Source organism: Streptococcus sp. HMSC34B10 (assembly GCF_001839505.1).
Taxonomy (GTDB): Bacteria; Bacillota; Bacilli; order Lactobacillales; family Streptococcaceae; genus Streptococcus; species Streptococcus peroris.
In genome coordinates this window covers 1-23,453 of sequence record NZ_KV841546.1, presented here as the reverse complement: position 1 = coordinate 23,453, position 23,453 = coordinate 1, and the positions used below count along the sequence as shown (strand labels likewise).

At 39.6% G+C, this 23,453-nt stretch carries 26 protein-coding genes, 1 tRNA gene and 1 other RNA gene; 3 read left to right on the top strand and 25 right to left on the bottom strand.

Annotated features, from left to right (window positions below):
* Positions 1-93: 93 nt before the first annotated feature.
* The 7 genes from HMPREF3237_RS01500 to HMPREF3237_RS01470 form a co-directional block, all read right to left on the bottom strand.
* Positions 94-360, bottom strand: a complete 267-nt coding sequence (locus HMPREF3237_RS01500; protein WP_006144632.1) for a Veg family protein — start codon at positions 358-360, stop codon at positions 94-96.
* Complete coding sequence (gene dnaB, locus HMPREF3237_RS01495; RefSeq protein WP_070888606.1) at positions 357-1,715, bottom strand: replicative DNA helicase; 1,359 nt, start codon at positions 1,713-1,715, stop codon at positions 357-359. Before dnaB ends, HMPREF3237_RS01500 begins: the two co-directional genes overlap by 4 nt.
* Positions 1,716-1,757: 42 nt before the next feature.
* Positions 1,758-2,210: a 50S ribosomal protein L9 gene (gene rplI, locus HMPREF3237_RS01490; protein ID WP_006144630.1), complete on the bottom strand. Its 453-nt coding sequence runs from the start codon at positions 2,208-2,210 to the stop codon at positions 1,758-1,760.
* Complete coding sequence (locus HMPREF3237_RS01485) at positions 2,207-4,117, bottom strand: GGDEF domain-containing protein (protein ID WP_373879052.1); 1,911 nt, start codon at positions 4,115-4,117, stop codon at positions 2,207-2,209. The genes rplI and HMPREF3237_RS01485 overlap by 4 nt, the downstream gene beginning before the upstream one ends.
* A 214-nt stretch (positions 4,118-4,331) precedes the next feature.
* Positions 4,332-4,880, bottom strand: coding sequence for a ribosome hibernation-promoting factor, HPF/YfiA family (gene hpf, locus HMPREF3237_RS01480; protein WP_006144626.1), 549 nt, complete (start codon positions 4,878-4,880; stop codon positions 4,332-4,334).
* A 78-nt stretch (positions 4,881-4,958) separates the two neighbouring features.
* Complete coding sequence (locus HMPREF3237_RS01475; RefSeq protein WP_006144624.1) at positions 4,959-5,621, bottom strand: ComF family protein; 663 nt, start codon at positions 5,619-5,621, stop codon at positions 4,959-4,961.
* A complete protein-coding gene (locus HMPREF3237_RS01470; RefSeq protein ID WP_006144623.1) occupies positions 5,618-6,916 on the bottom strand; it encodes an ATP-dependent helicase ComFA in 1,299 nt (432 codons plus the stop codon). Before HMPREF3237_RS01470 ends, HMPREF3237_RS01475 begins: the two co-directional genes overlap by 4 nt.
* Before the next feature lie 55 nt (positions 6,917-6,971).
* On the opposite strand from HMPREF3237_RS01470, the gene HMPREF3237_RS01465 reads away from it, so the two are divergent.
* Positions 6,972-7,607, top strand: coding sequence for a YigZ family protein (locus tag HMPREF3237_RS01465; RefSeq protein WP_070888604.1), 636 nt, complete (start codon positions 6,972-6,974; stop codon positions 7,605-7,607).
* Between the two features lie 109 nt (positions 7,608-7,716).
* Positions 7,717-8,643: a cysteine synthase A gene (gene cysK, locus HMPREF3237_RS01460; RefSeq protein ID WP_006144618.1), complete on the top strand. Its 927-nt coding sequence runs from the start codon at positions 7,717-7,719 to the stop codon at positions 8,641-8,643.
* Positions 8,644-8,694: 51 nt separating this feature from the next.
* On the opposite strand, the gene HMPREF3237_RS01455 is transcribed toward cysK, so the two are convergent.
* From HMPREF3237_RS01455 to HMPREF3237_RS01440, 4 genes are read right to left on the bottom strand one after another with little or no spacing between them, the layout of a single operon-like run.
* The gene (locus tag HMPREF3237_RS01455; RefSeq protein ID WP_070888603.1) at positions 8,695-8,931 is read right to left on the bottom strand and encodes an acyl carrier protein; all 237 of its coding nucleotides are present in this window, start codon (positions 8,929-8,931) and stop codon (positions 8,695-8,697) included.
* Positions 8,932-8,936: 5 nt separating this feature from the next.
* Positions 8,937-9,929 (bottom strand): phosphate acyltransferase PlsX, encoded by a 993-nt coding sequence (gene plsX / locus HMPREF3237_RS01450; RefSeq protein WP_070888602.1) that lies wholly within the window; start codon positions 9,927-9,929, stop codon positions 8,937-8,939.
* Complete coding sequence (gene recO / locus HMPREF3237_RS01445; protein ID WP_070888601.1) at positions 9,926-10,696, bottom strand: DNA repair protein RecO; 771 nt, start codon at positions 10,694-10,696, stop codon at positions 9,926-9,928. The genes plsX and recO overlap by 4 nt, the downstream gene beginning before the upstream one ends.
* Positions 10,693-11,862: a pyridoxal phosphate-dependent aminotransferase gene (locus HMPREF3237_RS01440; protein WP_070888600.1), complete on the bottom strand. Its 1,170-nt coding sequence runs from the start codon at positions 11,860-11,862 to the stop codon at positions 10,693-10,695. Before HMPREF3237_RS01440 ends, recO begins: the two co-directional genes overlap by 4 nt.
* A 156-nt stretch (positions 11,863-12,018) precedes the next feature.
* On the opposite strand from HMPREF3237_RS01440, the gene HMPREF3237_RS01435 reads away from it, so the two are divergent.
* Positions 12,019-13,029, top strand: coding sequence for a YeiH family protein (locus HMPREF3237_RS01435; RefSeq protein ID WP_006144612.1), 1,011 nt, complete (start codon positions 12,019-12,021; stop codon positions 13,027-13,029).
* 134 nt (positions 13,030-13,163) lie between these two features.
* Here the strand turns inward: HMPREF3237_RS01435 and HMPREF3237_RS01430 are convergent, their stop codons facing one another.
* The 14 genes from HMPREF3237_RS01430 to HMPREF3237_RS01365 form a co-directional block, all read right to left on the bottom strand.
* Entirely contained in the window at positions 13,164-13,601 is a 438-nt protein-coding gene (locus HMPREF3237_RS01430) for a CoA-binding protein (protein WP_070888599.1), read from the bottom strand.
* A 132-nt stretch (positions 13,602-13,733) separates the two neighbouring features.
* Positions 13,734-14,570 (bottom strand): class B sortase, LPKTxAVK-specific, encoded by an 837-nt coding sequence (srtB, locus tag HMPREF3237_RS01425; RefSeq protein WP_070888638.1) that lies wholly within the window; start codon positions 14,568-14,570, stop codon positions 13,734-13,736.
* 77 nt (positions 14,571-14,647) lie between these two features.
* Positions 14,648-15,283, bottom strand: a complete 636-nt coding sequence (gene abpA / locus HMPREF3237_RS01420) for an amylase-binding adhesin AbpA (protein ID WP_070888598.1) — start codon at positions 15,281-15,283, stop codon at positions 14,648-14,650.
* 328 nt (positions 15,284-15,611) lie between these two features.
* Positions 15,612-16,580, bottom strand: a complete 969-nt coding sequence (locus tag HMPREF3237_RS01415; RefSeq protein WP_006144606.1) for a ribose-phosphate diphosphokinase — start codon at positions 16,578-16,580, stop codon at positions 15,612-15,614.
* Between the two features lie 205 nt (positions 16,581-16,785).
* Positions 16,786-17,280: a beta-class carbonic anhydrase gene (locus HMPREF3237_RS01410; RefSeq protein WP_006144605.1), complete on the bottom strand. Its 495-nt coding sequence runs from the start codon at positions 17,278-17,280 to the stop codon at positions 16,786-16,788.
* A gap of 161 nt (positions 17,281-17,441) precedes the next feature.
* Complete coding sequence (locus HMPREF3237_RS01405) at positions 17,442-18,137, bottom strand: TIGR00266 family protein (RefSeq protein ID WP_070888597.1); 696 nt, start codon at positions 18,135-18,137, stop codon at positions 17,442-17,444.
* A gap of 68 nt (positions 18,138-18,205) precedes the next feature.
* Positions 18,206-19,567, bottom strand: coding sequence for a DNA repair protein RadA (gene radA / locus HMPREF3237_RS01400; RefSeq protein WP_083327651.1), 1,362 nt, complete (start codon positions 19,565-19,567; stop codon positions 18,206-18,208).
* 13 nt (positions 19,568-19,580) lie between these two features.
* A complete protein-coding gene (locus tag HMPREF3237_RS01395; protein WP_070888596.1) occupies positions 19,581-20,120 on the bottom strand; it encodes a histidine phosphatase family protein in 540 nt (179 codons plus the stop codon).
* A 1-nt stretch (position 20,121) separates the two neighbouring features.
* The gene (locus HMPREF3237_RS01390) at positions 20,122-20,565 is read right to left on the bottom strand and encodes a dUTP diphosphatase (protein WP_000701981.1); all 444 of its coding nucleotides are present in this window, start codon (positions 20,563-20,565) and stop codon (positions 20,122-20,124) included.
* A 54-nt stretch (positions 20,566-20,619) separates the two neighbouring features.
* Positions 20,620-20,718, bottom strand: an RNA gene (gene ffs, locus HMPREF3237_RS01385) — signal recognition particle sRNA small type.
* 32 nt (positions 20,719-20,750) lie between these two features.
* Entirely contained in the window at positions 20,751-21,218 is a 468-nt protein-coding gene (gene tadA, locus HMPREF3237_RS01380; protein WP_070888595.1) for a tRNA adenosine(34) deaminase TadA, read from the bottom strand.
* Positions 21,219-21,421: 203 nt separating this feature from the next.
* Positions 21,422-22,708, bottom strand: a complete 1,287-nt coding sequence (locus HMPREF3237_RS01375; protein WP_070888636.1) for an adenylosuccinate synthase — start codon at positions 22,706-22,708, stop codon at positions 21,422-21,424.
* A 239-nt stretch (positions 22,709-22,947) separates the two neighbouring features.
* A complete protein-coding gene (gene comW, locus HMPREF3237_RS09015) occupies positions 22,948-23,181 on the bottom strand; it encodes a sigma(X)-activator ComW (RefSeq protein WP_025168550.1) in 234 nt (77 codons plus the stop codon).
* Positions 23,182-23,376: 195 nt separating this feature from the next.
* Positions 23,377-23,450 (bottom strand) — tRNA-Asn (locus HMPREF3237_RS01365).
* Between the last annotated feature and the right edge of the window lie 3 nt (positions 23,451-23,453).

The following is a 23,453-nucleotide window of genomic DNA, read 5'->3' as shown; positions in this document are numbered from 1 at the left end:
ATTCTCCTTCGAATAGATAAATTTCTGAGGTTGGCCTCACTTATCTTATTCGAAAGAAAAAGAAAAAAGTGAGAATAATTCCCACTTTCAATCTTAATCCAAATAGTGAATCAAATTCTTTTCTGTTAAAATATCTGAATACGTGAAGGATTCAACATAAACATTCGCTTGTTTGTCCCCCTCAATATTCCCAAATTCAACGATAAAGAGCGATGGATAAACTTCAATGAGTCTTCCCAAACGATTCTTTTGGCGTTTACGACCATTTTCTAAGGTCATCTCCACAACTTTTCCTTCATGCGCCTTGATTTCTTCCTTGATTTTTTTCATCTTGGCCACATCTGTAAATGCATCTGTCATCTTTGTTCCTCTCTCCTTGAAATACTTGAAAATTTATTATACTCTTTTTGGAAAATCAATTCTACCGTTCCACGTGCACCACTACGGTTTTTCTCGATAATAACTTCCACTTTATTCTTAGGAAGATTTCCCTCTTCTTCTCCGCCACGGTCATAATAGTCATCACGATAGAGAAAAGCTACAATATCTGCATCTTGCTCGATAGATCCAGACTCACGAATATCTGACAATACAGGCCTCTTATCTTGACGTTGTTCTACACTACGTGACAACTGACTAAGGGCAATCACAGGTACCTTGAGTTCCTTTGCTAAGATTTTCAACTGACGTGAAATTTCAGAAACTTCTTGTTGACGATTTTCACGACCTGTCCCGGTGATTAGCTGCAGGTAGTCAATTAAAATCAGACCTAAATTGCCAGTTTCCTGGGACAGCTTACGTGCGCGTGACCGAATCTCTGTAATTCGAATCCCTGGAGTATCGTCAATATAAATACTAGCGTTAGCGAGGTTTCCTTGAGCAATGGTATATTTACGCCATTCCTCTTCTGTTAGTTGACCTGTTCGGATTGAATGAGACTCCACCAGACCTTCAGCAGCTAGCATACGGTCGACTAGACTCTCAGCCCCCATCTCAAGAGAGAAAATGGCAACCGTCTTGTCTAACTTAGTTCCAATATTTTGGGCAATATTCAAGGCAAAAGCAGTCTTCCCTACCGCGGGACGAGCAGCAAGAATAATCAACTCCTCCTCGTGCAATCCAGTTGTCATATGATCCAAATCTTGATAACCAGTTGCAAGCCCTGTAATATCCGAAGTTTGTTGTGAACGAGCTTCTAAATTCCCAAAGTTAACGTTCAAAACATCTCGAATACTTCTAAAACCGTTCCGATTAGCATTCTCACTAACATCAATCAAGCCTTTTTCTGCACTCGCAATAATTTCATCTACAGGGTTAGAAGCTTCGTAAGCCTGGTTTACCGATTCAGTTAACTTGGCAATCAAACGGCGTAACGTAGCCTTCTCTGCTACAATCTTTGCATAATACTCAGCGTTAGCAGAGGTCGGTACAGAGTTGATAATCTCAACAAGGTAGGATAGCCCGCCAATATTTTGTAAATCACCTTGATTATCTAAAATCGTACGAACAGTTGTTGCATCAATGGCTTCGCCACGATCTGACAAATCAACCATGGCCTGAAAAATCAAACGGTGAGCATACTTAAAGAAGTCTCGAGAGTCAATATATTCTCGAACAAATACGAGTTTACTCTCATCGATAAATATAGCTCCCAATACAGATTGTTCTGCCAAAATATCCTGGGGCTGAACTCGTAGTTCCTCTACTTCTGCCATCAGACTTTCCTTCCTTTTACAAAAACTTTATTCAAACCTTGACTAGCCTTCTATTACACGAAGATTGATAACACTAGTTACATCCTGATAAATTTTTACAGGAACATCAATTAAGCCTACTGCTCGAATTGGAGACTGAACTTGGATATGACGTTTATCAATTTTGATTCCAAATTGCTTTTGAAGTTCTTCTGCAATTTTCTTGCTAGTAATTGAACCAAAAGTTCGTCCATCTGGACCAACTTTTTCAACAAACTCAACGATTGTTTCTTCAGCTTCAAGTTTTTCCTTGATTTCTTGTGCTTCTGCAAGAAGTTGAGCATGCGCTTTTTCTTCAGATTTTTGTTTACCACGCAACTCCCCAATAGCTTGAGTTGTCGCTTCTTTAGCAAGATTTTTTTTAATCAAAAAGTTTTGCGCATAGCCTGTTGGTACTTCCTTGATTTCGCCTTTTTTCCCTTTACCTTTTACATCTGCTAAAAAGATTACTTTCATTCTTCTGTCTCCTTTTCTCGAATTTCATTAAAAATAACGGTTTTTAGTCTATCACCTGCTTCTTGTAGACTCATATCTGTAAGTCGGGCAGCTGCCAAGTTGAAGTGGCCTCCGCCACCCAATTCTTCCATAATCCGTTGCACATTGATCTTACTTCGACTTCGTGCAGAAATGGAAATATCCCCTTGGCTGTTCTTTGCAATGACAAAGCTAGCCTCAATCCCTGACATAGCCAGCATAGTGTCAGCTGCTTTACTAATCACTACAGTATCATACTCCTTACCATCCTTGGCCTGAGCCACAAGAATCGAAGGTTGTACAGCCTGCCCTTGTAAAATTAGTTCATTCACCAATCGATACTCTTCAAAGTCAGTCGCTGCAAGTTCCTGGATGACAACACTATCACTACCACGTGTTCTTAGATAACTTGCCACGTCAAAGGTTCGACTAGTCACACGAGACGTGAAATTCTTAGTATCCAGCATCATACCACCCATCAGCACACTAGCTTGCATACGACTTAAGCGTGACTTCTTAGAATTTTGGAATTGAAGCAACTCTGTTACAAGCTCGCTCGCGCTACTAGCTCCACTCTCAATATAGGTAATAACAGCATTTTCTGGAAAATCCTGATCTCGTCTGTGGTGGTCAATAATAATGGTTTGTGTAAATAAATCATAAAACTCTTTTGACAAGGTCAAAGCCGTCTTAGAATGGTCCACCATCACTAGCAAGGAACGATTAGTGACCATTCCCATAGCTTGATTTAGAGGGAGGAGTTTTGTAACCCCCTCATTCTCTAGAAATTGAATGGCTCGATGAATGTCCGGAGACATTTGTTCAGCATCGTAGACTACATAACTTTCATCCAAGATGTTACTAGCGAATAATTGCATACCAACCGCGGAACCTAGAGCATCCATGTCTAAGTTTTTATGGCCAACAACGAATACACGATCAACACTCCTCAATTTCTCAGAGATCGCCGTCATCATCGCTCTAGTACGTGTTCTTGTACGCTTAATGGAGGCAGCAGAACCACCACCAAAATAAATTGGATTCTTCGTTTCGTCATTTTCTTTTACAACGACTTGGTCTCCACCACGTACTTCTGCAAGGTTGAGATTTGATAAGGCAACCTTACCAATACCCTCATGATCTCCATCACCGTATGATAATCCCATACTCATGGTCAATGGTAAATCTCTCTGTTTAGCTTCTTCACGGAAGGTATCAATTACAGAAAATTTGTCCTGCATCAATTGTTCCAATACCGTATAGTCAGTAAACAGGTAAAAACGATCCATGGTCACTCTACGAGAGAACATCTGATATTTTCCAGTAAATTTTGCGACAAAATTTGCAACAAAACTATTGATATGACTAATATCTGAATCAGATGTTTCATCTTCTAAATCATCATAATTATCAATGGAGATAACTCCAATGACCGGACGACTAGTAACCAATTCTACTGTAGCTTCGTACTCTCCAGAAACATCAAAAAAGTAGAGCACACCAGATTTATTATCTAGGTGCACCGCATAACGTTTCTCTCCCACATTAGCATAGATACCAGGCGAAGATATCGCCGTTTTAAAGATTTCTTGAACTTGAGAATGGTTGATTTCTCCATCTTCCGTTGTCAGCATTAACTCCGCATAAGGATTGAACCATTCAATCTCACTGCTTTCCATGTTTAGTTTCACAACTCCAACAGGCATCTGTTCTAAAAGTAAACTTAAACTATCCTCTGCCTGATGGTTTATGTACTGAATTTGTTCTATTTCTGTTTTTTGATAGCATTTCTTTTGGAAATAAAAAAGCAATAGAAAAGCAATCATCAATAAAAATAAGCATACAATTGTGACTAGATTATTTTGAAGAAAAACAACCACTATAGTCATGATTAAAAAGGTAATCACAACTAATAGGTATATAAAAAAGGGATTCATTTCATTTTTTTTCATTACAAACCTCTTGCACATTATTATACCATATTTGTACTTAAAAAGCGACCTTTAAAGAAGGAATAGCACTTGTACCCGTATGTAGCACCATCAACACAAAAGGTGGTTTACACTAGTGTAAACCACCTTTTTAGACCAACCAAACTGTTGATTATGATTCTTTCACTTCAAGAAGACCAATATCTCCATCTTCTCGTCGATAAATAACATTAGTTGTTTCATCTTCAACATCAATGTAAATAAAGAAGTCATGACCCAATAAGTCCATCTGAAGAAGCGCTTCTTCGAGGTCCATTGGTTTTAAATCAATTTGTTTTGAACGAACAACCTTAGGTTGAGCAACATCTGTCTCTTCTACCACGGCATCTGTAAACAATTGGCTAGTAGAAACTTTGTTTCTGTTCTTACGTTCAATTTTTGTTTTATTTTTACGAATTTGACGTTCAATCTTATCTGTTACCAAATCAATTGATCCATACATATCTTGAGAAACATCTTCTGCACGAAGAGTAATAGAGCCGAGTGGAATTGTTACTTCAACTTTAGCGGTTTTTCCGCGGTATACTTTCAAATTCACACGCGCATCTAATTCTTGTCCTTCTTGGAAATACTTTTCGATTTTTTCGAGTTTAGAAACTACATAATCACGAATTGCTTCAGTTACTTCTAGGTTTTCACCACGGATACTATATTTAATCATATCAGTACCTTCTTTCTAAGCATATTTGTTTTTCTATTCTATTATAACGCTTTCAAATGGTTATTGCAATCTTTTTCCTCATCTTACGAGGGAAAATGTCCTAACCTCCTCGGCCCCTCTATCTTCAAATAGTTTTTTTACACGGTTAATAGTCGCCCCAGTAGTATAAATATCATCAACCAATAGAATCTTCTTTGGAATCGTAACTCCATCTTTAATAAAAAATGGAAGTTCGGTTGTCAACCGTTCTGAACGGTTTTTTGAAGAGCTTGCTAACTCTTCATTTTTTCCTAATAAATCCCAATAGGAGAGCCCTGCCGCTTCTACCAATCCCTCGACCTGATTGAACCCTCTTTTGGAGAACCTTCCAGGACTCAAAGGTATTATAATCATTTGAAATTCTTTGTACTTTCTCAATTTTTCCCTTAAAATCGATGCGAAAATTTTTCTAAGAATATAGTCTCCATCAAACTTATAACGACTAAAGTAATCCTTCATGGCTTGATTATAAGTAAAAATTGCTTCATGGCTTACGTCAATCCCTGCTTTACACCAAAATTGACAGTCTTGACACATAGTTGACACTCCTACCTTATGACAATTTGGGCAATGTTCCTCCCCAATCTTTTCAAAACTTGAAGAACAAGTAAAACAGAGTGAGGTCTCCTCCTTTTTCAATAAAAGAAGATTTCTAAAGGTTTGATTGTTTTTTAAATGTTGCCCACATAGTAAACAAGTCATAGTCCCGCCTCCTTGTTCATCAGCTTAATTTCCTTTATAGCCTTCTTAATCGAACCATTTAATCCATCATGAAAGAAAATTAAATCTCCAGTTGGTCTATCTATACTACGCCCAACTCGCCCTCCAATTTGAATTAAACTCGATTTTGTAAAGAGACGATGATTGGCTTCAACGACACATACATCCACACAAGGAAAGGTAACTCCTCGTTCCAATATAGTTGTACTTATTAAAATCGTTAATTTCCTATCCCTAAAAGCTTGAACTTGTTCTAATCGATCTTCTGTTACCGAAGAAACGAAGCCAATTTTCTCCTTTGGAAATTGCTCCTGCAAGATCTCTTTTAATTTTTCTCCTTTCTTAATCTCCGATGCAAACACGAGTAAGGGATAACCGGTTTTTCGTTGTTTTTCAATATAGTTTTTTAATCTGGGAGGTAAACGATGTTTATCCAAGTAGCTATTCAATGCGGATAACCAGACCGGTTTGGGAATAATTAAGGGGTTGCCATGAAATCGCCTTGGTAGGCTTAACCTTTTCAACTCTCCTAAGCGAACCTTTTTGTCCAACTCGTCTGTAGAAGTTGCTGTAAGAAATATACTGAGGCCATCCTCCTTTACACAATTCTTTACAGCTTTGTAAAGCATTTTATTGTCAACATAGGGGAAAGCATCTACCTCATCTACTATTAATAAATCAAAAGCCTGGTAGAACTTTAACAGCTGGTGAGTCGTTGCAATAACTAGGGGTGTCCTAAAATATGGCTCAGACTCACCATGTAAAAGTGCGATGTCACAGGTAAAATCATTCTGTAGTCGCTTATATAACTCTAAACAAACATCTATCCGTGGACTCGCCAAGCAAACTGCACCACCATCATTAATGACTTTCGCCACAACTTGATAAATCATCTCTGTCTTTCCTGCGCCAGTCACAGCATGAACTAGAGTCGGTTGCTTACTTTCTAGAGCTTGAAGTAAACCTTCTGATACCTTCGCTTGAAATGGAGTTAATCGCCCCTGCCATTTTAGAACATCTTGCCTAGGAAATACTTCCTGCGGAAAATGATATAATGCTTGATCACTCCGAACTCGTTTCATCAATAAACATTCTCGACAGTAATAAGCATCAAGCGGCAAAAACCATTCCTCCTGAATCAAACTATCACAACGTTGACAAATAAGTTTCCCCTTCTCTTTTCTCATACTTGGTAGTTTGACTGCTAATTCACGTTCTTCTACACTTAATTCTTGTTCAGTAAAAAGTCGGCCTAAATAATTTGAATTTGTTTTCATACTTCTCTATTCGTAAAATCTAGAACTTTATCCTATTTTTTAGTACAATAAAATCATGGAATGTAAAACGATTAAAGAGGACGGACAAGTCCAAGAAGAAATCAAAAAATCGCGCTTTATTTGCCATGCAAAGCGTGTCTACAGTGAAGAAGAAGCTCGAGCTTTCATCACTGCTATTAAAAAAGAGCATTATAAAGCGACCCACAACTGCTCTGCTTTTATTATTGGAGAGCGTAGTGAAATCAAACGAACTAGTGACGATGGAGAACCAAGTGGTACTGCTGGTGTACCAATGCTAGGAGTTCTAGAAAATCACGATTTAACCAATGTCTGTGTAGTTGTTACTCGATATTTTGGTGGTATCAAACTTGGAGCCGGTGGTCTTATTCGCGCTTATGCAGGTAGTGTTGCTCTTGCTGTCAAGGAAATTGGAATTGTTGAAATTAAGGAACAAGCAGGAATTCAAATTCAAATGAGCTACGCTCAGTATCAAGAATATGGCAATTTCCTTAAAGGACATCATCTTATGGAACTTGAAACTAATTTTACCGATCAAGTTGAGACGACGATCTTTGTTGACAAAGAAGATAAAGAGAATACTAAAGCCTCCCTTATCGAATTTTACAATGGTAAAGTTACTTTAATAGACCAAGGTCTACGAGAAATCGAAGTTCCTATCCAAATAAACTAGGAAATACCAAAGATATAAAAAAATCCTATCACCTTGATAGGATTTCTATATTTTACAAATACTGTTGCTAGCGTTATACTAGTATCATCTTAGATAAAGAGGTAGAATTATGACTATTTATAACAATATCACAGAATTGATTGGACAAACACCAATTGTCAAATTAAACAACATCGTACCTGAAGGTGCAGCAGACGTCTACGTAAAACTAGAAGCGTTTAATCCTGGTTCTTCTGTCAAAGACCGTATCGCTCTTAGCATGATTGAAAAAGCAGAGCAAGACGGAAAACTCAAACCAGGTTCTACTATTGTAGAAGCAACTAGTGGAAATACCGGTATCGGTCTTTCATGGGTTGGTGCTGCTAAAGGTTACAAGGTTGTCATCGTTATGCCTGAAACTATGAGTGTTGAACGCCGTAAAATCATTCAAGCCTACGGTGCAGAACTAGTCCTCACTCCAGGTAGCGAAGGAATGAAAGGTGCTATTGCTAAGGCTCAAGAAATTGCAGCAGAACGTGATGGTTTCCTACCACTTCAATTTAACAATCCTGCTAATCCAGAGGTTCACGAAAGAACAACAGGTGCTGAAATTCTAGCAGCTTTCGGTGCAGATGGATTAGATGCCTTTGTTGGCGGTGTTGGTACTGGAGGAACAGTTTCAGGTGTTTCACACGCTCTAAAAAAAGCAAATCCAAATATTCAAGTATATGCCGTTGAAGCAGACGAATCTGCTATCCTATCTGGCGAAAAACCTGGACCACACAAGATTCAAGGAATTTCAGCTGGATTTATCCCAGACACACTCGATACAAAAGCCTATGATGGTATCGTCCGCGTAACATCTGCACAAGCTCTAGAACTTGGTCGTCACATCGGTGGTCAAGAAGGTTTCTTAGTAGGTATTTCTTCTGCCGCAGCTATCTATGCTGCCATTGAAGTTGCTAAAAAACTTGGAGCAGGTAAAAAAGTCCTTGCCCTCGCACCAGATAATGGAGAACGTTATTTATCTACAGCTCTTTATGAATTTGAAGTGTAATCTCCTAAAACACTAATTAAAAAAGCAACATGACTAACATGTTGCTTTTTCTTATATTTTATTTTTAATGACTGCTAATACATCTGCAACACTATGGAGATTATCGATTTCCTCATCACTGATTTCAATTCCAAATTCTTCCTCAATCGTCAGGATAAATTCCATTAAATCTACAGAATCAGCATTCAAATCATCCTTCAAACTCAAGTTTTCGGTTACGATAAAATCTTCCCCTTTACGTTCTTGGATAATCGTAACAACACGGTCAAAAATTTCTTTTTCTGTCATATATATTATTCTCCTGAAAATTCACGCGCAGTTTGAGCAACTACGTCTGTTTCTAGCATGGTACGAATCTGACGAATCGTACTGTATACGGCCTTGGCGTCACTTGAGCCATGAGTCTTGACTACTGGTGCCTTAACACCAAACAGAACCGCACCCCCAACATCTGAATAGTTGAGCTGTTTTTTCAAACCTCTGAGGTTGTCCTTAAGAAGGAAAGCACCTAGCTTGGCTCTAAGTCCTCCACCTACAATAGCATTTTTAAGCAAGCCCATGATACCCATAGCAGTACCTTCAATCGCTTTTAGAACAGCGTTTCCCGTGAAACCATCGGTTACGACAACATCAGCTACGCCATCCATCAAGTCACGCGCCTCCACGTTTCCAACAAAGTTTAGATGTTCATCCGCAGCTAGTAGATCGTAGGCCTCCTTACGGAGTGGATCCCCCTTGCTACTTTCTGTACCATTATTCAGTAGCCCTACACGGGGATTTTTCACTCCACGAACATTGCTGGCATAGAAGGAACCTAGAATTGCGTATTGATGGAGGTGATGAGCTGTATTTTCGGCATTAGCTCCGAGATCCAGCATGTCAAATCCTTTACCATCAACTGTTGGTAGTGTTGACATAAGACCTGGTCGATCGATATTTTTGATACGACCAACGATGAAGAACCCTGCTGCTAACAAGGAACCGGTATTCCCTGCAGAGAGAACAGCATCTGCCTCTCCATCTTTGACAGCCTTAGCTGCCAATACCATGCTGGCATTTTTCTTCTTACGGATGGCTTTTGTAGGCTCATCGTCTGAGTCTATTTTTTCATCAGTATGGATAATACTAACGCGCTCTGTCGCTGTTAGATATTGCTTGATTTTACTTTCGTCTCCGTAAAGTTGAATCTCAATATCTGAAAAGTCAGCAAGAGCTTGATTGACACCCTCTACAATAGCTTGTGGTGCGTAGTCACCACCCATTGCATCTACTGCGATTTTTTTCATTTGTCTTCCTCTTTTAGTAATTGGCCCCAGTCTCCTAGGGAATCGATAAATTTCTTTGATTTTAAGTGAATTCCGACGTATTCCTCATAGAGTTGATCTATAAATTTCCGTAATTCTTGTTTGATTTCTGATTTGAGCGAAATGGTTTCGAGAGTTTCAAAGTCAATAGCCTGAAATTGATTGAGCAGATAAGGAATATTGGGATTTAAATGACATCGTTTCTCATCTTCATGGTAATGATCGGGACAAAGGCAACCCCCGTATTTGAAGGAGAAGTCAAAGGCTTGCCCCACACGATGACAAAAGGTACACTCATTAAAGTTGAGACTAATCCCAAAACGGGTCAAAATCTGAATTTCAAAGATATTGGTCAAAATCTGATAGTCTAAGCCCTCTTCCATCAGCTCCAAGGTCTTTTGCAAAAAAGCAAACAAGGGAGCATCCTCGTGATTATCTTGCAAACTTGCATCTGCCAAGGCTGCAACATAGGTCGCATAGGCCATAACAAAAAGATCACTATTAATCTTTGGAAATGTCATCACTTCACGATAGTCCTCGATATAGCTAAGACCATCATCGTTGACTTTCATGAGAAAGCGCGCTAACACCAAGGGCTGTATAACAGGAGCTAACTTTGTTTGCCCAGCATGTTTCACAAAAAACATGCGTTTCCCTGCCTGCTCTGTGAAGATTTTGACAAGCTTATCATCCTCACGGAAATTGCGATTGTAGAGCACTAAACCTCGGCTCGTAATAGACTGGATCATACTTCTCTCATGTACTCTTCTAGTCGTTTCATAGCTTCTCTGATGGTTTCCATGCTAGCTGCATAAGAGATGCGAACATAGCCTTCTCCGTAGCGCCCAAAAGCAGCACCCGGGATAAAGGCAACCGCCTTCTTCTGCGCAAAATCTTTCAGAAAAGCAAATGAATCTTGATTGTAGCCCGCTGGAATCTTGGCAAAGATATAAAAGGCACCATCTGGTTTGATAATCTCAAACCCAAGATTCGTCATCTTCTCGATAATGTAGTCTCGACGTTGAATATATTCCTTCTTCATCGGTTCTGCATCATTCTTACCAGCTGTTAATGCTTCTACTGCAGCATGTTGTGCCATGGTATTTGCAGCAGTCACCAAATATTGATGACTCTTAATTAACTGGGATGTAAAGTTTGCTGGTGCAAAGATAAAACCTAAACGCCAACCGGTCATGGCATGGGACTTAGATAGACCGTTGATGATAATAGCTTGATCTCTCAGCATAGTGCCCAGAGATACATGATTTTCACCAGTATAAGTCAATTCTGAGTAGACCTCATCACAGACAACGAAAATCTCGTACTTGCGTAGTACTGCCGCTAAAGCCTCCAACTGCTCACGACTGTAGGTAATCCCTGTCGGATTGGCTGGATAGTTGAGAATGACAGCCTTAAGCTTGTCCCCTTGCTCCAGAATTGCTTTTTCAAGCATTTCCGGAGTCAATACAAAACCATTCTCAGTAGTGTCAATCTCAACAACCTCTGCACCAACTAGATTGACAATGGGTTCGTAACCTGGATAGGCAGGAGCTGGCAAGAGCACCTTATCTCCTTCCTCCAAAATAGCTGTCAAAGTAGCTGACAAAGCTTCTGTCGCACCAATTGTGACCAAAATCTCATTTTCAGGAGCATAGTCTAATTGGTATTTCTCTCTTACAAAATCACTAGCTGCCTGACGCAAAGTCAGCAAGCCACTCATTCCGGTATAGTAGGATTGATTCTGATCGATTGCTCTTTTTGCTGCTTCCTTGACATGTTCTGGAGTCGTAAAATCAGGTTCCCCTAAAGTCAATCGTAAGACTCCAGGAATTGTTGAAATAGCCTGATCAAACTGACGAATCAAAGAAACTTGAATCTTGTCTAACTGTTTGTTAAAGCGCTTAGTTAAGTCCATTGATACCTCCTACTTTCAAAACGTACTTCTATTATACTACAAAAGCTTCTTGACCGCAAAATTCCATCTAATACTATCCCCTCCCTGTCGCTTTCTATTTTACTTTTCTCCTAGATAAGACTATAATAAGAAGTGCTTATTTTTTAGGAGGTTTTTATGTCATTTCTATCAAAAAATGGGGCTGGTCTCTCAGTCTGTCTTGTCATTTCTATCGTTTCTTGGTATTTAGGAAGTTTCTTTCCAGTCGTAGGAGCGCCTGTTTTTGCCATCTTTATAGGGATGATGCTTCACCACTTTCTCACTCCCTATAAACAACTGGATGCAGGCTTGACTTACAGCTCCAAAAAACTGCTTCAATATGCGGTTGTCTTACTCGGTTTCGGACTCAATATTTCACAAGTTTTTGCAGTTGGGAAATCTTCTCTTCCCGTGATTCTTTCAACCATTTCTATCGCCTTGATTGTAGCTTATCTCTTCCAGAGATTTTTTGACTTAGATACAAAGCTAGCTACCTTGATTGGTGTTGGTTCCTCTATTTGCGGAGGCTCTGCTATTGCTGCGACAGCTCCTGTCATTCATGCCAAAGAAAAAGAAGTAGCTCAAGCCATCTCTGTCATCTTTTTCTTCAATGTCATAGCTGCTCTTATCTTTCCAACCCTAGGAACCTGGCTACATCTCTCTAATGAAGGATTTTCCCTCTTTGCAGGTACGGCAGTCAACGATACCTCTTCTGTAACAGCTACTGCTAGCGCCTGGGACAGTCTTTATCAGTCTAATACTCTCGAAGCTGCAACCATTGTCAAATTAACCCGCACCCTAGCTATTATCCCCATCACTCTTTTCCTTTCATACTGGCAAAGTCGTCAAGAAAGCCATAAACAAAGCTTTCAAATCAAAAAAGTGTTCCCACTTTTTATTCTCTACTTTATCCTAGCTTCCCTACTAACTACTCTTCTTACCTCTTTAGGTATCAGTAGTAGCTTCTTCGCACCTCTCAAACAACTCTCAAAATTCCTCATCATCATGGCAATGAGCGCTATCGGACTCAAAACCAATCTTATCACGATGGTTAAATCCAGTGGAAAATCGATTCTCCTGGGAGCCCTTTGCTGGATCGCCATTATCCTAACCAGTCTTGGGATGCAAACCCTTATCGGTATTTTCTAATACTCTTCGAAAATCAAATTCAAACCACGTCAACTTCATCTTGCCGTACTCAAGTACAGCCTGCGGCTAGTTTCCTAGTTTGCTCTTTGATTTTCATTGAGTATAACACAAAAGGTAGCCTGTAGGCTACCTTTTTATTGTTCAAGAATTAAGCGTGTATGCTCTCTCTTGATGCAACGATTCATGACGATATCATCACATCCTCCGGCACGTAAAATCTTTTCTGCTTCAAGGCTTTCAAGTCCTAATTGAGCCCAGAAAATCCTTGCATCAGCCTTGAGAAAATCACGCGCAATATCAGGCAAGAACTCACTGCGACGGTAAACATCAACAATATCTACTGGAAAAGGAATCTCAGCTAGGCTAGCATAAGCCTTTTCTCCCAAGATTTGACCACCAGCAGCCTTAGGATTTACTGGAATAATTTTATACCCACGAGCCTGCATTTCCTTGGTAACTCGATTGCTAGTTGTTTCCTCACGGTCAGACAAACCCACTACAGCAATTGTTTTGCTGGTCGCAAGGTATTGACGCACGACACCATCACTTGGATTGATAAATTCTTGAGTCATAATATTCCTCCTTTTTCATCAGTATACCACATTTTGAAAAGGCTTGCAGGGCTGCACTCGAAAAGAAAATCAAAAATCCTCCAAAATAAAAATATTTCATTTTAGGAGGATTCATATAGTTTTTTAATTTTATTATCTTGTTGGTTTATACTGAAGTTCTTCACCATGTTGTTTGACAAAGTCAGTCATCTCTGAATCAGGAATTTGTCGAAGGTAAAGGTTGGCACGGATTGTATCATCTTCTTCACGACAAGTAGAAAGAACAAGATATTTATCTTTAGACGAAACCTTAACATTTGGTTTCTTAACCTGTGCAGTATCATATATAGTTGTCAATTGCTTTTCAAAATCAGCATCATCATCAAAACTTGTACGGTAAAAAGCTGTTTCTTCTGGAACAATAATCATAGCAACAGCTTCATAATAATACTTTCTCTCTGGAGTTTCAATAACAACATACGGATGTTTATCAAAATAATCTTGACGACTGAAGTAATTTACATCCTTAAACATACGATGGTCAGGAACTTTACTTCCACGAGCGTGACCAAATAACCAAGTCAATCGATCGCTAAAGTCCTTCTTGTTATCGGCGTCCATAAAGACTGTCCCCATTAAAGGCTCATTAACGCCATCAAAGCGCTTATCTAAATAAGTCGCATTATCCGTTGTTTGAACGACTGGTTCATCTAACTGTGTACCTGGAATATATACATAAGCCACAGTTTCAGAGTTGGTTGCAAGTAGGCCTTTAAATTTATTAGCGAGATATTCCTTTTCTTCTGCACTAACAGTATAGGCCTGTTTTGAAGCCTCCTGAGTAACTTTAACATCATTTTGTTTATCTGATTTTGGAGCTAGGAAGCTACTGTAGATAAAGAAGCCTCCTAAGGCAACAACAGCTACTGTAATGATAGAAGCAATTATTTTACCAATAGGTGTTTTTTTTGTCCTAGAATGTCCACTCATCATTTTTCCCTCATTATTTACCAAAAAAATCACTGAAACAAAGTTTCAGTGATAGGATACTTCACCAAATAAATTAATTATTTAACAGCGTGTGTTTTTGGAAGAGCTTTTTGACCTGCTTTTGCAGAAGCACCAGCTTTTTTAGCTGCTTCGTCAGCTTTTTTAGCTTGGTCTACAGCAGTACCAGATTCTGGTTCAGTTGCTGCTTGATCAGCTGCTGCTTGATCAGCTGAAACTTGATCAGCTGCTGCTTGGTCAGATAGACCATGTTCTTTCAAATAACGAGCATTTTTTTGCTCTGGAGTTTCATTCAAGATGTAGTAGTTGCCTTCAGCTTTCTTAGCTGAATTTTGTACATTTTGGAATTTTTCTACATATACGTTACGTACTTTTAAGAATGCTTCGTTATATGCTTCATCGTATGCTGCTTTGATTTCACCATACTTGTGGCTTCCACCTTCAACTGCATCCAAAGCTGCTTTAGCTGCTACTACTGCTGGATCAGCTGCTGCTTCAGCTGCGATATCTTCTTGGTGACCTGCAAGGTACTCTTCAACTGTACGAGCACTTACGAATTCAGATTGGTTTTCATATGCTTCACGTGAATCATATGCTCCAGGAGTGTTAGCTCCACCATTGATATCTGCAAATGCTGGAGCTGCTGCAGAGAATACTGCAAGAGCTACTACTGATGATAATAAAACTTTTTTCATTGTTTTATCTCCTCTTTAATTTTTAAATTTAATTATAAGGACAATCCTTATTAAAACAAATTATATCACATATTTTTAAGTTGTCAAGCTTTTTTAAAAAATTTTTTTATAATTTCTAATAAAAATAAGTAACATTAATAGTAATCTCAAAAACCAAGCGAAATTCTTGGGATGTCAGGCTCAAAAGCAAGCAAAGTCCGAACAATCTGTCGTGTTATTCCATTGTAACTCTGGATTTATCAGTTCATCTTTGCGCTTTGCTGCTAGTGATTCTAAAATAGTTTCTCGCTATTATGTAAAAATAACTTAATCTGTTTGACGATACTTTTTAAATGGTCTTTTCCATATTAAACAATGGAGAAAGTGGGCGTTTTTCGTGGATACGGACAATGGCATCCGCCAAAAGGTGGGCGATAGAGATTTGTTCAATCTTGTCAATCAAACGGTCTTCTGGGAGGTAAATCGTATCAAGCACCACTAATTTTTTAATCGCAGACTTCTGGATATTATCCATAGCAGGCCCTGAAAGAACTGGGTGCGTACAGCTTGCGTAAACTTCAACAGCACCTGCTTCAGCAAGTGCATCTGCCGCATGACAAATAGTTCCAGCTGTATCAATCATATCGTCGATCAAGATACAAGTCTTGCCTTCTACCTTACCAATGATGTTCATCACTTCACTAGTATTCATCTTATCCACGCTACGACGTTTGTCAATAATGGCAATTGGCGTTTTTAAGAACTCTGCTAATTTACGAGCACGAGTCACCCCACCATGGTCTGGACTAACAACCACATAGTCAGAACCAACCATACCACGACGTTCAAAATAGTCCGCAATCAACGGAGCACCCATCAAGTGATCTACAGGAATATCAAAGAAGCCTTGAATCTGTGCAGCGTGTAAGTCAATGGTCAACAAGCGATCTACACCAGCAACTTCAAGCATATTTGCAACAAGTTTCGAAGTAATCGGCTCACGAGCTCTCGCCTTTCTATCCTGACGTGCATAGCCATAGTAAGGCATGACTACATTAACAGACTCTGCACTAGCACGCTTCAAAGCATCCACCATGATTAAGATTTCAAGCAAATTGTCATTGACTGGTGAACTAGTTGATTGCAGGATAAAGACGTGTTTTCCACGGATAGATTCTTCAATATTGACCTGAATCTCTCCGTCTGAAAATTGGCGAACACTTGATTTTCCCAATTCCATTCCAATTTCTTGTGCCACACGCTCTGCCAATTCCCTATTTGAGGAGAGGGCAAACAGCTTTAAGTCAGAAAAAGACATGATTTCCTCCAGTATTTATGTATCGCTTGTGTTTTCCACAACACTTTTCCAACTACCATTGTAGCGCTTTTTTTTCAATTTTTCAATAAAAAATAAGACAAGAGTAGACTTTTATACCCTTGTCTTATGCTATTTTATATTAGTGATATCCAAGCGAAAATCTACTACCTTATCATCTGTATGATATACACTTTCAAATGGAAAATTAGTATACTTCAATCATTCTTCCTGTGTCCACATCATAAACAGCCCCCGAAATAATGACATCATCTGGAATTAACGGACATTCTCGAAGCAATTTAATATCCTCGCGAACACTTTCCTCAACGTCTTGGAAAGGAAGAAAATCTTGACCAGATACATCAACTCCCAGTTCGCATTTTAAGTGCTCTTGAAAATCCTCATTATTGAAAGTTTGAGCACCACAGTCTGTATGATGGAGAACCACAATTTCTCTTGTTCCCATTTGTTGCTGGGAAATCACGAGGGAACGGATCATGTCATCTGTCACACGGCCACCCGCATTCCGTAAAATATGGGCATCACCCAGTGCAAGCCCCAAAGCTTGGGCAACATGTAAACGAGAATCCATACAAGTGACAATCGCTACTCTTGTTTTAGGTTTGATTGGAAGATTGAGTTCTCCGTGTAAGGCCACATAAGCCTGATTAGCCTGCATAAATTGTTCGAAATAGGACATGACAACACACTTTCTTACTTTCAAGATAATTTGAACACCAAATTATTTATTTTCTATCTTACCATCTTTTACCTCGTTTGTCAGCTTTCAGACTATATATAGAAAACTAGGACAGAGACATCCAGCAACTAACTTGGGGCCCTGTCCTAGTTTTTTTATTGTTATGAACCTTTTTGGATATACTTGTTAAGAGATCCTGCAAAGCTCTGAAGATTGAGGCTTTGTACATAAACCTCACCCGTACCTCGGAAGGTATTAACGACTCCTTCACCTGTACCGATAGATTGCCAGAAGCCATTTTCTAGATGGATATTATAGTCCAAAAACTGGTCCCAAGCAACCACATGGGCATTGTCGATCGTCATTTCTTGGTTTTGCAGTTCAATTTTCTTAATAGAACCAAAAGCATTGGCCAAGAGAGTCCCCTGACCTTGGGTTGTCATCACAAAGAGACCGCCTTGCCCTCCAAACAGAGCCTTCCCGATAGACTGGCGCTCCATTGTATAGAAGGCCGTACCATCAAGAGCTAGAAAAGCCCCATCATTCAATCGATATTGCTTTTCGCCTAGCTCAAGAGCAATCACTTGACCAGGAGTATCTGGTGCTAGAGCAAGGTTGCCGTTATCTGACTCTGCAACAGCTTGAGTAATGAAGGTGCTTTCGCCAGAAACCATCGAACGCCCCACAGCTTTGACAAAACGTCCCAAACCAGAACCGCTTGCATTGAGCTGGGTATTTAGACTTACATTGGGTGTATGGTAAACCATACTACCGCGCTGGATAAAGAGCGTTTCTCCCTGATTGAGCGACAACTCTACCAAAGGAAATTGCATGTGACTATCCATAGAAAATTTCATCAGAAATTCCTCCTTTTTTATAAATATTGGCTACAAAATATTTTGCAATCTAAAACTAAGTTTAACTATTAGGAGAATACTTTTTTCAAGACTTCCTGAATAGTTGTCACCCCAATCACCTGAATTTCCTTAGGTGGCTTTATACCTGTTAGGGAATTTTTTGGTACATAGATTTTTGTAAATCCAAGCTTAGCAGCTTCATTGATCCGTTGTTCGATACGATTTACGCGCCGAATCTCTCCCGTCAAACCCAACTCTCCTACAAAACATTCCTGGGGATTGGTTGGCTTGTCCTTGTAGCTCGAAGCAATAGCAACCGCAACAGCCAGGTCAATGGCAGGCTCATCTAATTTGACACCACCAGCCGATTTGAGATAGGCATCCTGATTTTGAAGGAGTAAGCCTGCCCGTTTCTCCAAGACAGCCATAATCAGACTAGCTCGATTGAAATCAAGCCCTGTCGTCGTACGCTTAGCGTTTCCAAACATGGTTGGCGTCACCAAGGCCTGCACTTCCGCAAGAATTGGACGTGTTCCTTCCATAGTCACCACGATGGACGAACCAGTCGCACCGTCTAAACGTTCTTCTAGGAAAACTTGACTCGGATTGAGTACCTCAACTAGACCGCCCGACTGCATCTCGAAGATCCCAATCTCATTGGTGGAGCCAAAACGGTTTTTGACCGCTCTCAAGATACGGAAGGTATGGTGGCGTTCCCCTTCAAAGTAAAGCACCGTATCCACCATATGTTCCAACATCCGAGGACCAGCCAAGGTTCCCTCCTTGGTCACATGCCCTACGATAAAGATAGCGATGTTATTAGTCTTGGCCAACTGCATGAGTTCAGCAGTTACCTCGCGTACCTGGGAAACTGACCCCTGCACCCCTGAAATCTCAGGAGACATAATGGTCTGGATCGAATCGATAATAAGGAAATCTGGCTGGATGCGCTCTACTTCTGCACGAACGCTTTGCATATTGGTCTCTGCATAGAGATAAAATTCGCTATCAATATCACCTAAACGCTCTGCACGGAGTTTGATCTGTTGGGCCGACTCCTCTCCACTGACATAGAGAACCGTTCCCACATGAGATAACTGGGTTGATACTTGTAAGAGAAGGGTTGATTTCCCAATCCCTGGATCCCCACCGATAAGGACAAGACTCCCTGGTACCACACCTCCACCGAGTACACGGTTGAATTCCTCCATCTCAGTCTTGGTTCGATTGACATTAATAGAAGTTACTTCAGCCAATTTCATAGGCTTGGTTTTCTCACCTGTCAAGGACACACGCGCATTTTTGACTTCTGCAACCTCAACTTCCTCCACAAAAGAAGACCAAGACCCACAGTTTGGACAGCGTCCTAAATACTTAGGTGAGTTATATTCACAATTTTGACACACAAATGTCGCCTTTTTCTTTGCTATAATAAACCTCTTTCTATATCTCTATCTCACACTCAATCACTTGGCAAAAATCAATCTTCTCGTCTGGTACAAATTGGCGCATGAGCATTCCGTGAGTTACAATGATAATAGTTTTATAATCTTTATATTTTTCCAAAGCTCTTAAAAAACGATGACGCATCTCTAGATCAGTTTCATAGCGATAAGGAGAATCTTCAGATAAACCTCCTTGATGTTTTAGATAATATTCATGAGCTACCAATACACTAGTTAAATCAGAGTTAGTGCCATCTAAGTCTGGACGCCACTCATGAAAAAACGGCTCTACAAATAAGTCCAATCCTGTTTCAACCGCTATATAATGTGCTGTTTCTAAAGCCCTCGTCACAGATGATGAAATAATAATCTCTGCCTTTCCAAAACATGCAGTTTTAGCAACTTCTTTTGCTAGACCGCGCCCTTTTCCTGTCAATGGTGCTAAATCACGACCAAAACCACTATAGAGTTGCGGGTTTTCAAGTTTATCAAGCATACTATAATCTGGCTCTCCATGACGTACAAAGATAATCTTCATCTTAGTGCCCTGTTGACCCAAATCCACCGGTCCGTACGCCATCCGCCTCATCTCCATCTGCGATTAAAAATGGTGCAAAGACAGCCTGGACCACACGTTCCCCAACTTCAAGAACAACTTCTTGATCGGTGATGTTTTTCATCTGAGCAAAGATATGTCCTTCATTTCCAGGGTTGCCATAATAGTCTCCATCAATGACACCCACAGAATTGATCAAGACTAGCCCCTTCTTACGAGGGTTTGAAGAACGATCATAGAGGTAGAGAACCTCAGTCGGCTGCATATAAGCCTTAACACCAGTTGGGACGAGAACAATCTCTCCTGGAGCAATCACAGTACGTTCTGCAACCTTTAAATCGTAACCAGCTGCATGAGCTGTCTCACGCTTTGGCAACAAATTTTCATCCGTAAAACTAGAAACTAATTCAAAACCACGAATTTTCATATTTCCCCTCTTTTTTAATCTTATATTCTAGGCTATTTTATCTTATTTATTCGAAAAAAGCACGAAAAAAGAGCACACAATTCACACTCGCTTAGGGCTGCTGGATTCCTCCCCTGACCCGCTTCACGCAGAACTGTTGCTCCACTAGTTATTATACCACATTCCCCTCTGTTTTTAAAGAGAAATTATTTTTTACGTCGATTTCGGAAAAAGTCTTGCATAATCGCTGCACACTCACTCTCTAAAACACCTGTTTCAACGTCCACACGGTGATTGAGTCTTTCATCTGTCAAAATATCATACAAGCTTCCAGCAGCGCCAAATTTTTGGTTTTTAGCCCCGTAGACCACGTTTGGAATGCGGGCAAGACCAATTGCCCCACTACACATAACGCAAGGCTCAATAGTCACAAAAAGCGTACAATCCAGCAAACGCCAACTCTCTTCGCTTAGATTAGCATTTTCTATAGCCATAATTTCTGCATGCATGACTGCACGTTGCAACTCCTCGCGCGCATTATGGCCCCTCCCTATGATTTTTCCATCCTTGACAATCACACAACCAATCGGGATTTCATCATGCTCTAAAGCAATTTCTGCCTCCTTTAAGGCCTCTCTCATAAAAGCTTCTTTCTCTTCAAGCGTGTAATTCATCTCTTCTCTCTCTCTTCCTAGCTATCAATTCTATCATTATACCATGTTTCTCAACACAAAAAAAGCCACCGAATGCGGTGACTTTATAGGGAGATTATTATGAAAAAGAAAAGTTTAGGAAATTTGTTACAACAAGTTAGGAGGTCTTCTTGTAACTGTCTATAGTATATCCAACCTGTCTTAAACAAATCTTAAAAAATCTCCTATGACCAAACACTCTCTAAAATATTTGTTTGATCACGATCAGGACCTACTGAGAAGGTAGAAATACGAACACCCACCAATTCACTGACACGGCGAACATAGTTACGTGCATTTTCAGGAAGGTCTTCCAAAGTACGTACTCCAGTAATATCTTCAGACCAACCAGGCAATTCTTCGTAGATTGGTTTACAACGTTTCAATTGTTCGAGACTAGCCGGATAGTAATCAATACGTTGACCATCAAGATCGTAGGCCACACAAATTTTCACAGTATCCAAACCACTCAACACATCAATCGAGTTCAAAGAGAGATTTGTGATGCCAGAGACACGGCGACTATGACGCATAACCACTGAGTCAAACCAACCTACACGACGTGGACGACCAGTAGTTGTTCCATACTCATGCCCAACTTCACGGATACGATGTCCAACTTCATCAAATAGTTCAGTTGGGAAAGGACCGTCTCCTACACGACTAGTATAGGCCTTACATACACCGACAACCTTATCGATTTTACTTGGGCCCACACCAGAACCGATAGTAACACCACCAGCAACAGGGTTTGATGAAGTAACAAACGGATAAGTACCTTGGTCGATGTCTAACATAACACCTTGTGCACCTTCAAAGAGAACACGTTTCCCATTATCAAGTGCATCGTTCAAGATTACGGAAGTATCAGTCACATATTGCTTGATTTGTTGGCCATACTCATAGTATTCTTCAAAAATATCATCAATTGAAATAGGTTCACTATCATACAATTTTACAAATTGACGATTTTTCTCAGCAAGATTACGTTCTAAACGTTCACGGAAAATTTCTTTATCCAAAAGATCCGCAATACGAATTCCAACACGAGCTGCCTTGTCCATATAGGCTGGACCAATTCCTTTAATTGTCGTCCCAATCTTGTTATCACCCTTAGCTTCTTCTTGAAGACGGTCTAACTCAATATGATAAGGCAAAATTACATGCGCACGATCAGAAATACGTAGGTTATCCGTTGTAACTCCCTCTGCATGAAGGTATGACAATTCATTGACAAGAGACTTAGGATTTACAACCATACCATTCCCAATTACAGAGATTTTTTCAGGGAAGAAAATACCAGATGGAATCAAGTGCAATTTAAATTTTTTCCCATCAATGACGATAGTGTGCCCTGCATTGTCACCACCTTGGTAACGAGCAATCACTTCCGCATTAGCTGAAAGAAAATCTGTAATTTTTCCTTTACCTTCATCACCCCATTGGGTACCTACAACAACAACTGAAGTCATATTTTCGTCTGAGCCAAAAGGCTCGTCCTTTCTCATATACATGGTGGGACTTTCACCCACAATTATATCTTACAATTTATTATAAGAAAAAAACACCATTTAATCAAGAATAAACAATAGAAAAGATTAGGGTTTTCCTTCAATTTGTAATTAAAAAAAGGCCAATTTAAAGCTTATTCTATATATTTTTTTCTAACCATAAACTAACGTTCGTAATAAATGGAAATTAACTATGCTTACTAACAATATGTAAATCGATGTCCCAGTAAACGATTTAGGTAGATACGATAAGCAGCCCTAAAATGGCAGAGAATAAAATCCTTCTCATCTTTTATCCTAAAGCGGATTAAGTAATAAAGAAGAAATTTTAAATGAAGCGACTCCCAATCGTCACTTGTCTGAACTAAAAACGAATATTCCTTTTCAACCTGTTTTAGGAAATGGAAACAATAGTCATAATAATTTTGAAGCATATAAAAAACCTTTCTTATTGATAAAACAAGTTTATCAGAAAGGTTAACAAAAGAAATAAAAAATCCTGTATCGTAAAAAATAAAAGCTAAAATAACTTAAAACAAAAAAATGAAGTAAAAATAGATGTGAAAATGATACAAAACTATTATACCTATTTCAACAAAATAAAAAAACGTTCCGTAGAACGTTTAGTACTCCGCCAGTAGGACTCGAACCTACGACATCATGATTAACAGTCATGCGCTACTACCAACTGAGCTATGGCGGATAA

What these genes read in the sequence shown, in the direction of transcription:
- HMPREF3237_RS01405 (WP_070888597.1), bottom strand. Translation starts at nt 18,137, where the DNA reads ATGAAATTTTCTATGGATAGTCACATGCAATTTCCTTTGGTAGAGTTG.
- plsX (WP_070888602.1), bottom strand. Translation starts at nt 9,929, where the DNA reads ATGAAAAAAATCGCAGTAGATGCAATGGGTGGTGACTACGCACCACAA.
- HMPREF3237_RS01470 (WP_006144623.1), bottom strand. Translation starts at nt 6,916, where the DNA reads ATGAAAACAAATTCAAATTATTTAGGCCGACTTTTTACTGAACAAGAA.
- HMPREF3237_RS01410 (WP_006144605.1), bottom strand. Translation starts at nt 17,280, where the DNA reads ATGTCCTATTTCGAACAATTTATGCAGGCTAATCAGGCTTATGTGGCC.
- HMPREF3237_RS01435 (WP_006144612.1), top strand. Translation starts at nt 12,019, where the DNA reads ATGTCATTTCTATCAAAAAATGGGGCTGGTCTCTCAGTCTGTCTTGTC.
- abpA (WP_070888598.1), bottom strand. Translation starts at nt 15,283, where the DNA reads ATGAAAAAAGTTTTATTATCATCAGTAGTAGCTCTTGCAGTATTCTCT.
- HMPREF3237_RS01455 (WP_070888603.1), bottom strand. Translation starts at nt 8,931, where the DNA reads ATGACAGAAAAAGAAATTTTTGACCGTGTTGTTACGATTATCCAAGAA.
- HMPREF3237_RS01395 (WP_070888596.1), bottom strand. Translation starts at nt 20,120, where the DNA reads ATGAAGATTATCTTTGTACGTCATGGAGAGCCAGATTATAGTATGCTT.
- comW (WP_025168550.1), bottom strand. Translation starts at nt 23,181, where the DNA reads ATGCTTCAAAATTATTATGACTATTGTTTCCATTTCCTAAAACAGGTT.
- HMPREF3237_RS01375 (WP_070888636.1), bottom strand. Translation starts at nt 22,708, where the DNA reads ATGACTTCAGTTGTTGTTGTAGGTACCCAATGGGGTGATGAAGGTAAA.
- recO (WP_070888601.1), bottom strand. Translation starts at nt 10,696, where the DNA reads ATGATCCAGTCTATTACGAGCCGAGGTTTAGTGCTCTACAATCGCAAT.
- HMPREF3237_RS01415 (WP_006144606.1), bottom strand. Translation starts at nt 16,580, where the DNA reads ATGTCTTTTTCTGACTTAAAGCTGTTTGCCCTCTCCTCAAATAGGGAA.
- HMPREF3237_RS01430 (WP_070888599.1), bottom strand. Translation starts at nt 13,601, where the DNA reads ATGACTCAAGAATTTATCAATCCAAGTGATGGTGTCGTGCGTCAATAC.
- rplI (WP_006144630.1), bottom strand. Translation starts at nt 2,210, where the DNA reads ATGAAAGTAATCTTTTTAGCAGATGTAAAAGGTAAAGGGAAAAAAGGC.
- hpf (WP_006144626.1), bottom strand. Translation starts at nt 4,880, where the DNA reads ATGATTAAATATAGTATCCGTGGTGAAAACCTAGAAGTAACTGAAGCA.
- HMPREF3237_RS01475 (WP_006144624.1), bottom strand. Translation starts at nt 5,621, where the DNA reads ATGACTTGTTTACTATGTGGGCAACATTTAAAAAACAATCAAACCTTT.
- dnaB (WP_070888606.1), bottom strand. Translation starts at nt 1,715, where the DNA reads ATGGCAGAAGTAGAGGAACTACGAGTTCAGCCCCAGGATATTTTGGCA.
- HMPREF3237_RS01390 (WP_000701981.1), bottom strand. Translation starts at nt 20,565, where the DNA reads ATGAAAATTCGTGGTTTTGAATTAGTTTCTAGTTTTACGGATGAAAAT.
- HMPREF3237_RS01485 (WP_373879052.1), bottom strand. Translation starts at nt 4,117, where the DNA reads ATGACTATAGTGGTTGTTTTTCTTCAAAATAATCTAGTCACAATTGTA.
- HMPREF3237_RS01440 (WP_070888600.1), bottom strand. Translation starts at nt 11,862, where the DNA reads ATGGACTTAACTAAGCGCTTTAACAAACAGTTAGACAAGATTCAAGTT.
- srtB (WP_070888638.1), bottom strand. Translation starts at nt 14,570, where the DNA reads ATGAGTGGACATTCTAGGACAAAAAAAACACCTATTGGTAAAATAATT.
- HMPREF3237_RS01500 (WP_006144632.1), bottom strand. Translation starts at nt 360, where the DNA reads ATGACAGATGCATTTACAGATGTGGCCAAGATGAAAAAAATCAAGGAA.
- tadA (WP_070888595.1), bottom strand. Translation starts at nt 21,218, where the DNA reads ATGAATTACACGCTTGAAGAGAAAGAAGCTTTTATGAGAGAGGCCTTA.
- HMPREF3237_RS01465 (WP_070888604.1), top strand. Translation starts at nt 6,972, where the DNA reads ATGGAATGTAAAACGATTAAAGAGGACGGACAAGTCCAAGAAGAAATC.
- cysK (WP_006144618.1), top strand. Translation starts at nt 7,717, where the DNA reads ATGACTATTTATAACAATATCACAGAATTGATTGGACAAACACCAATT.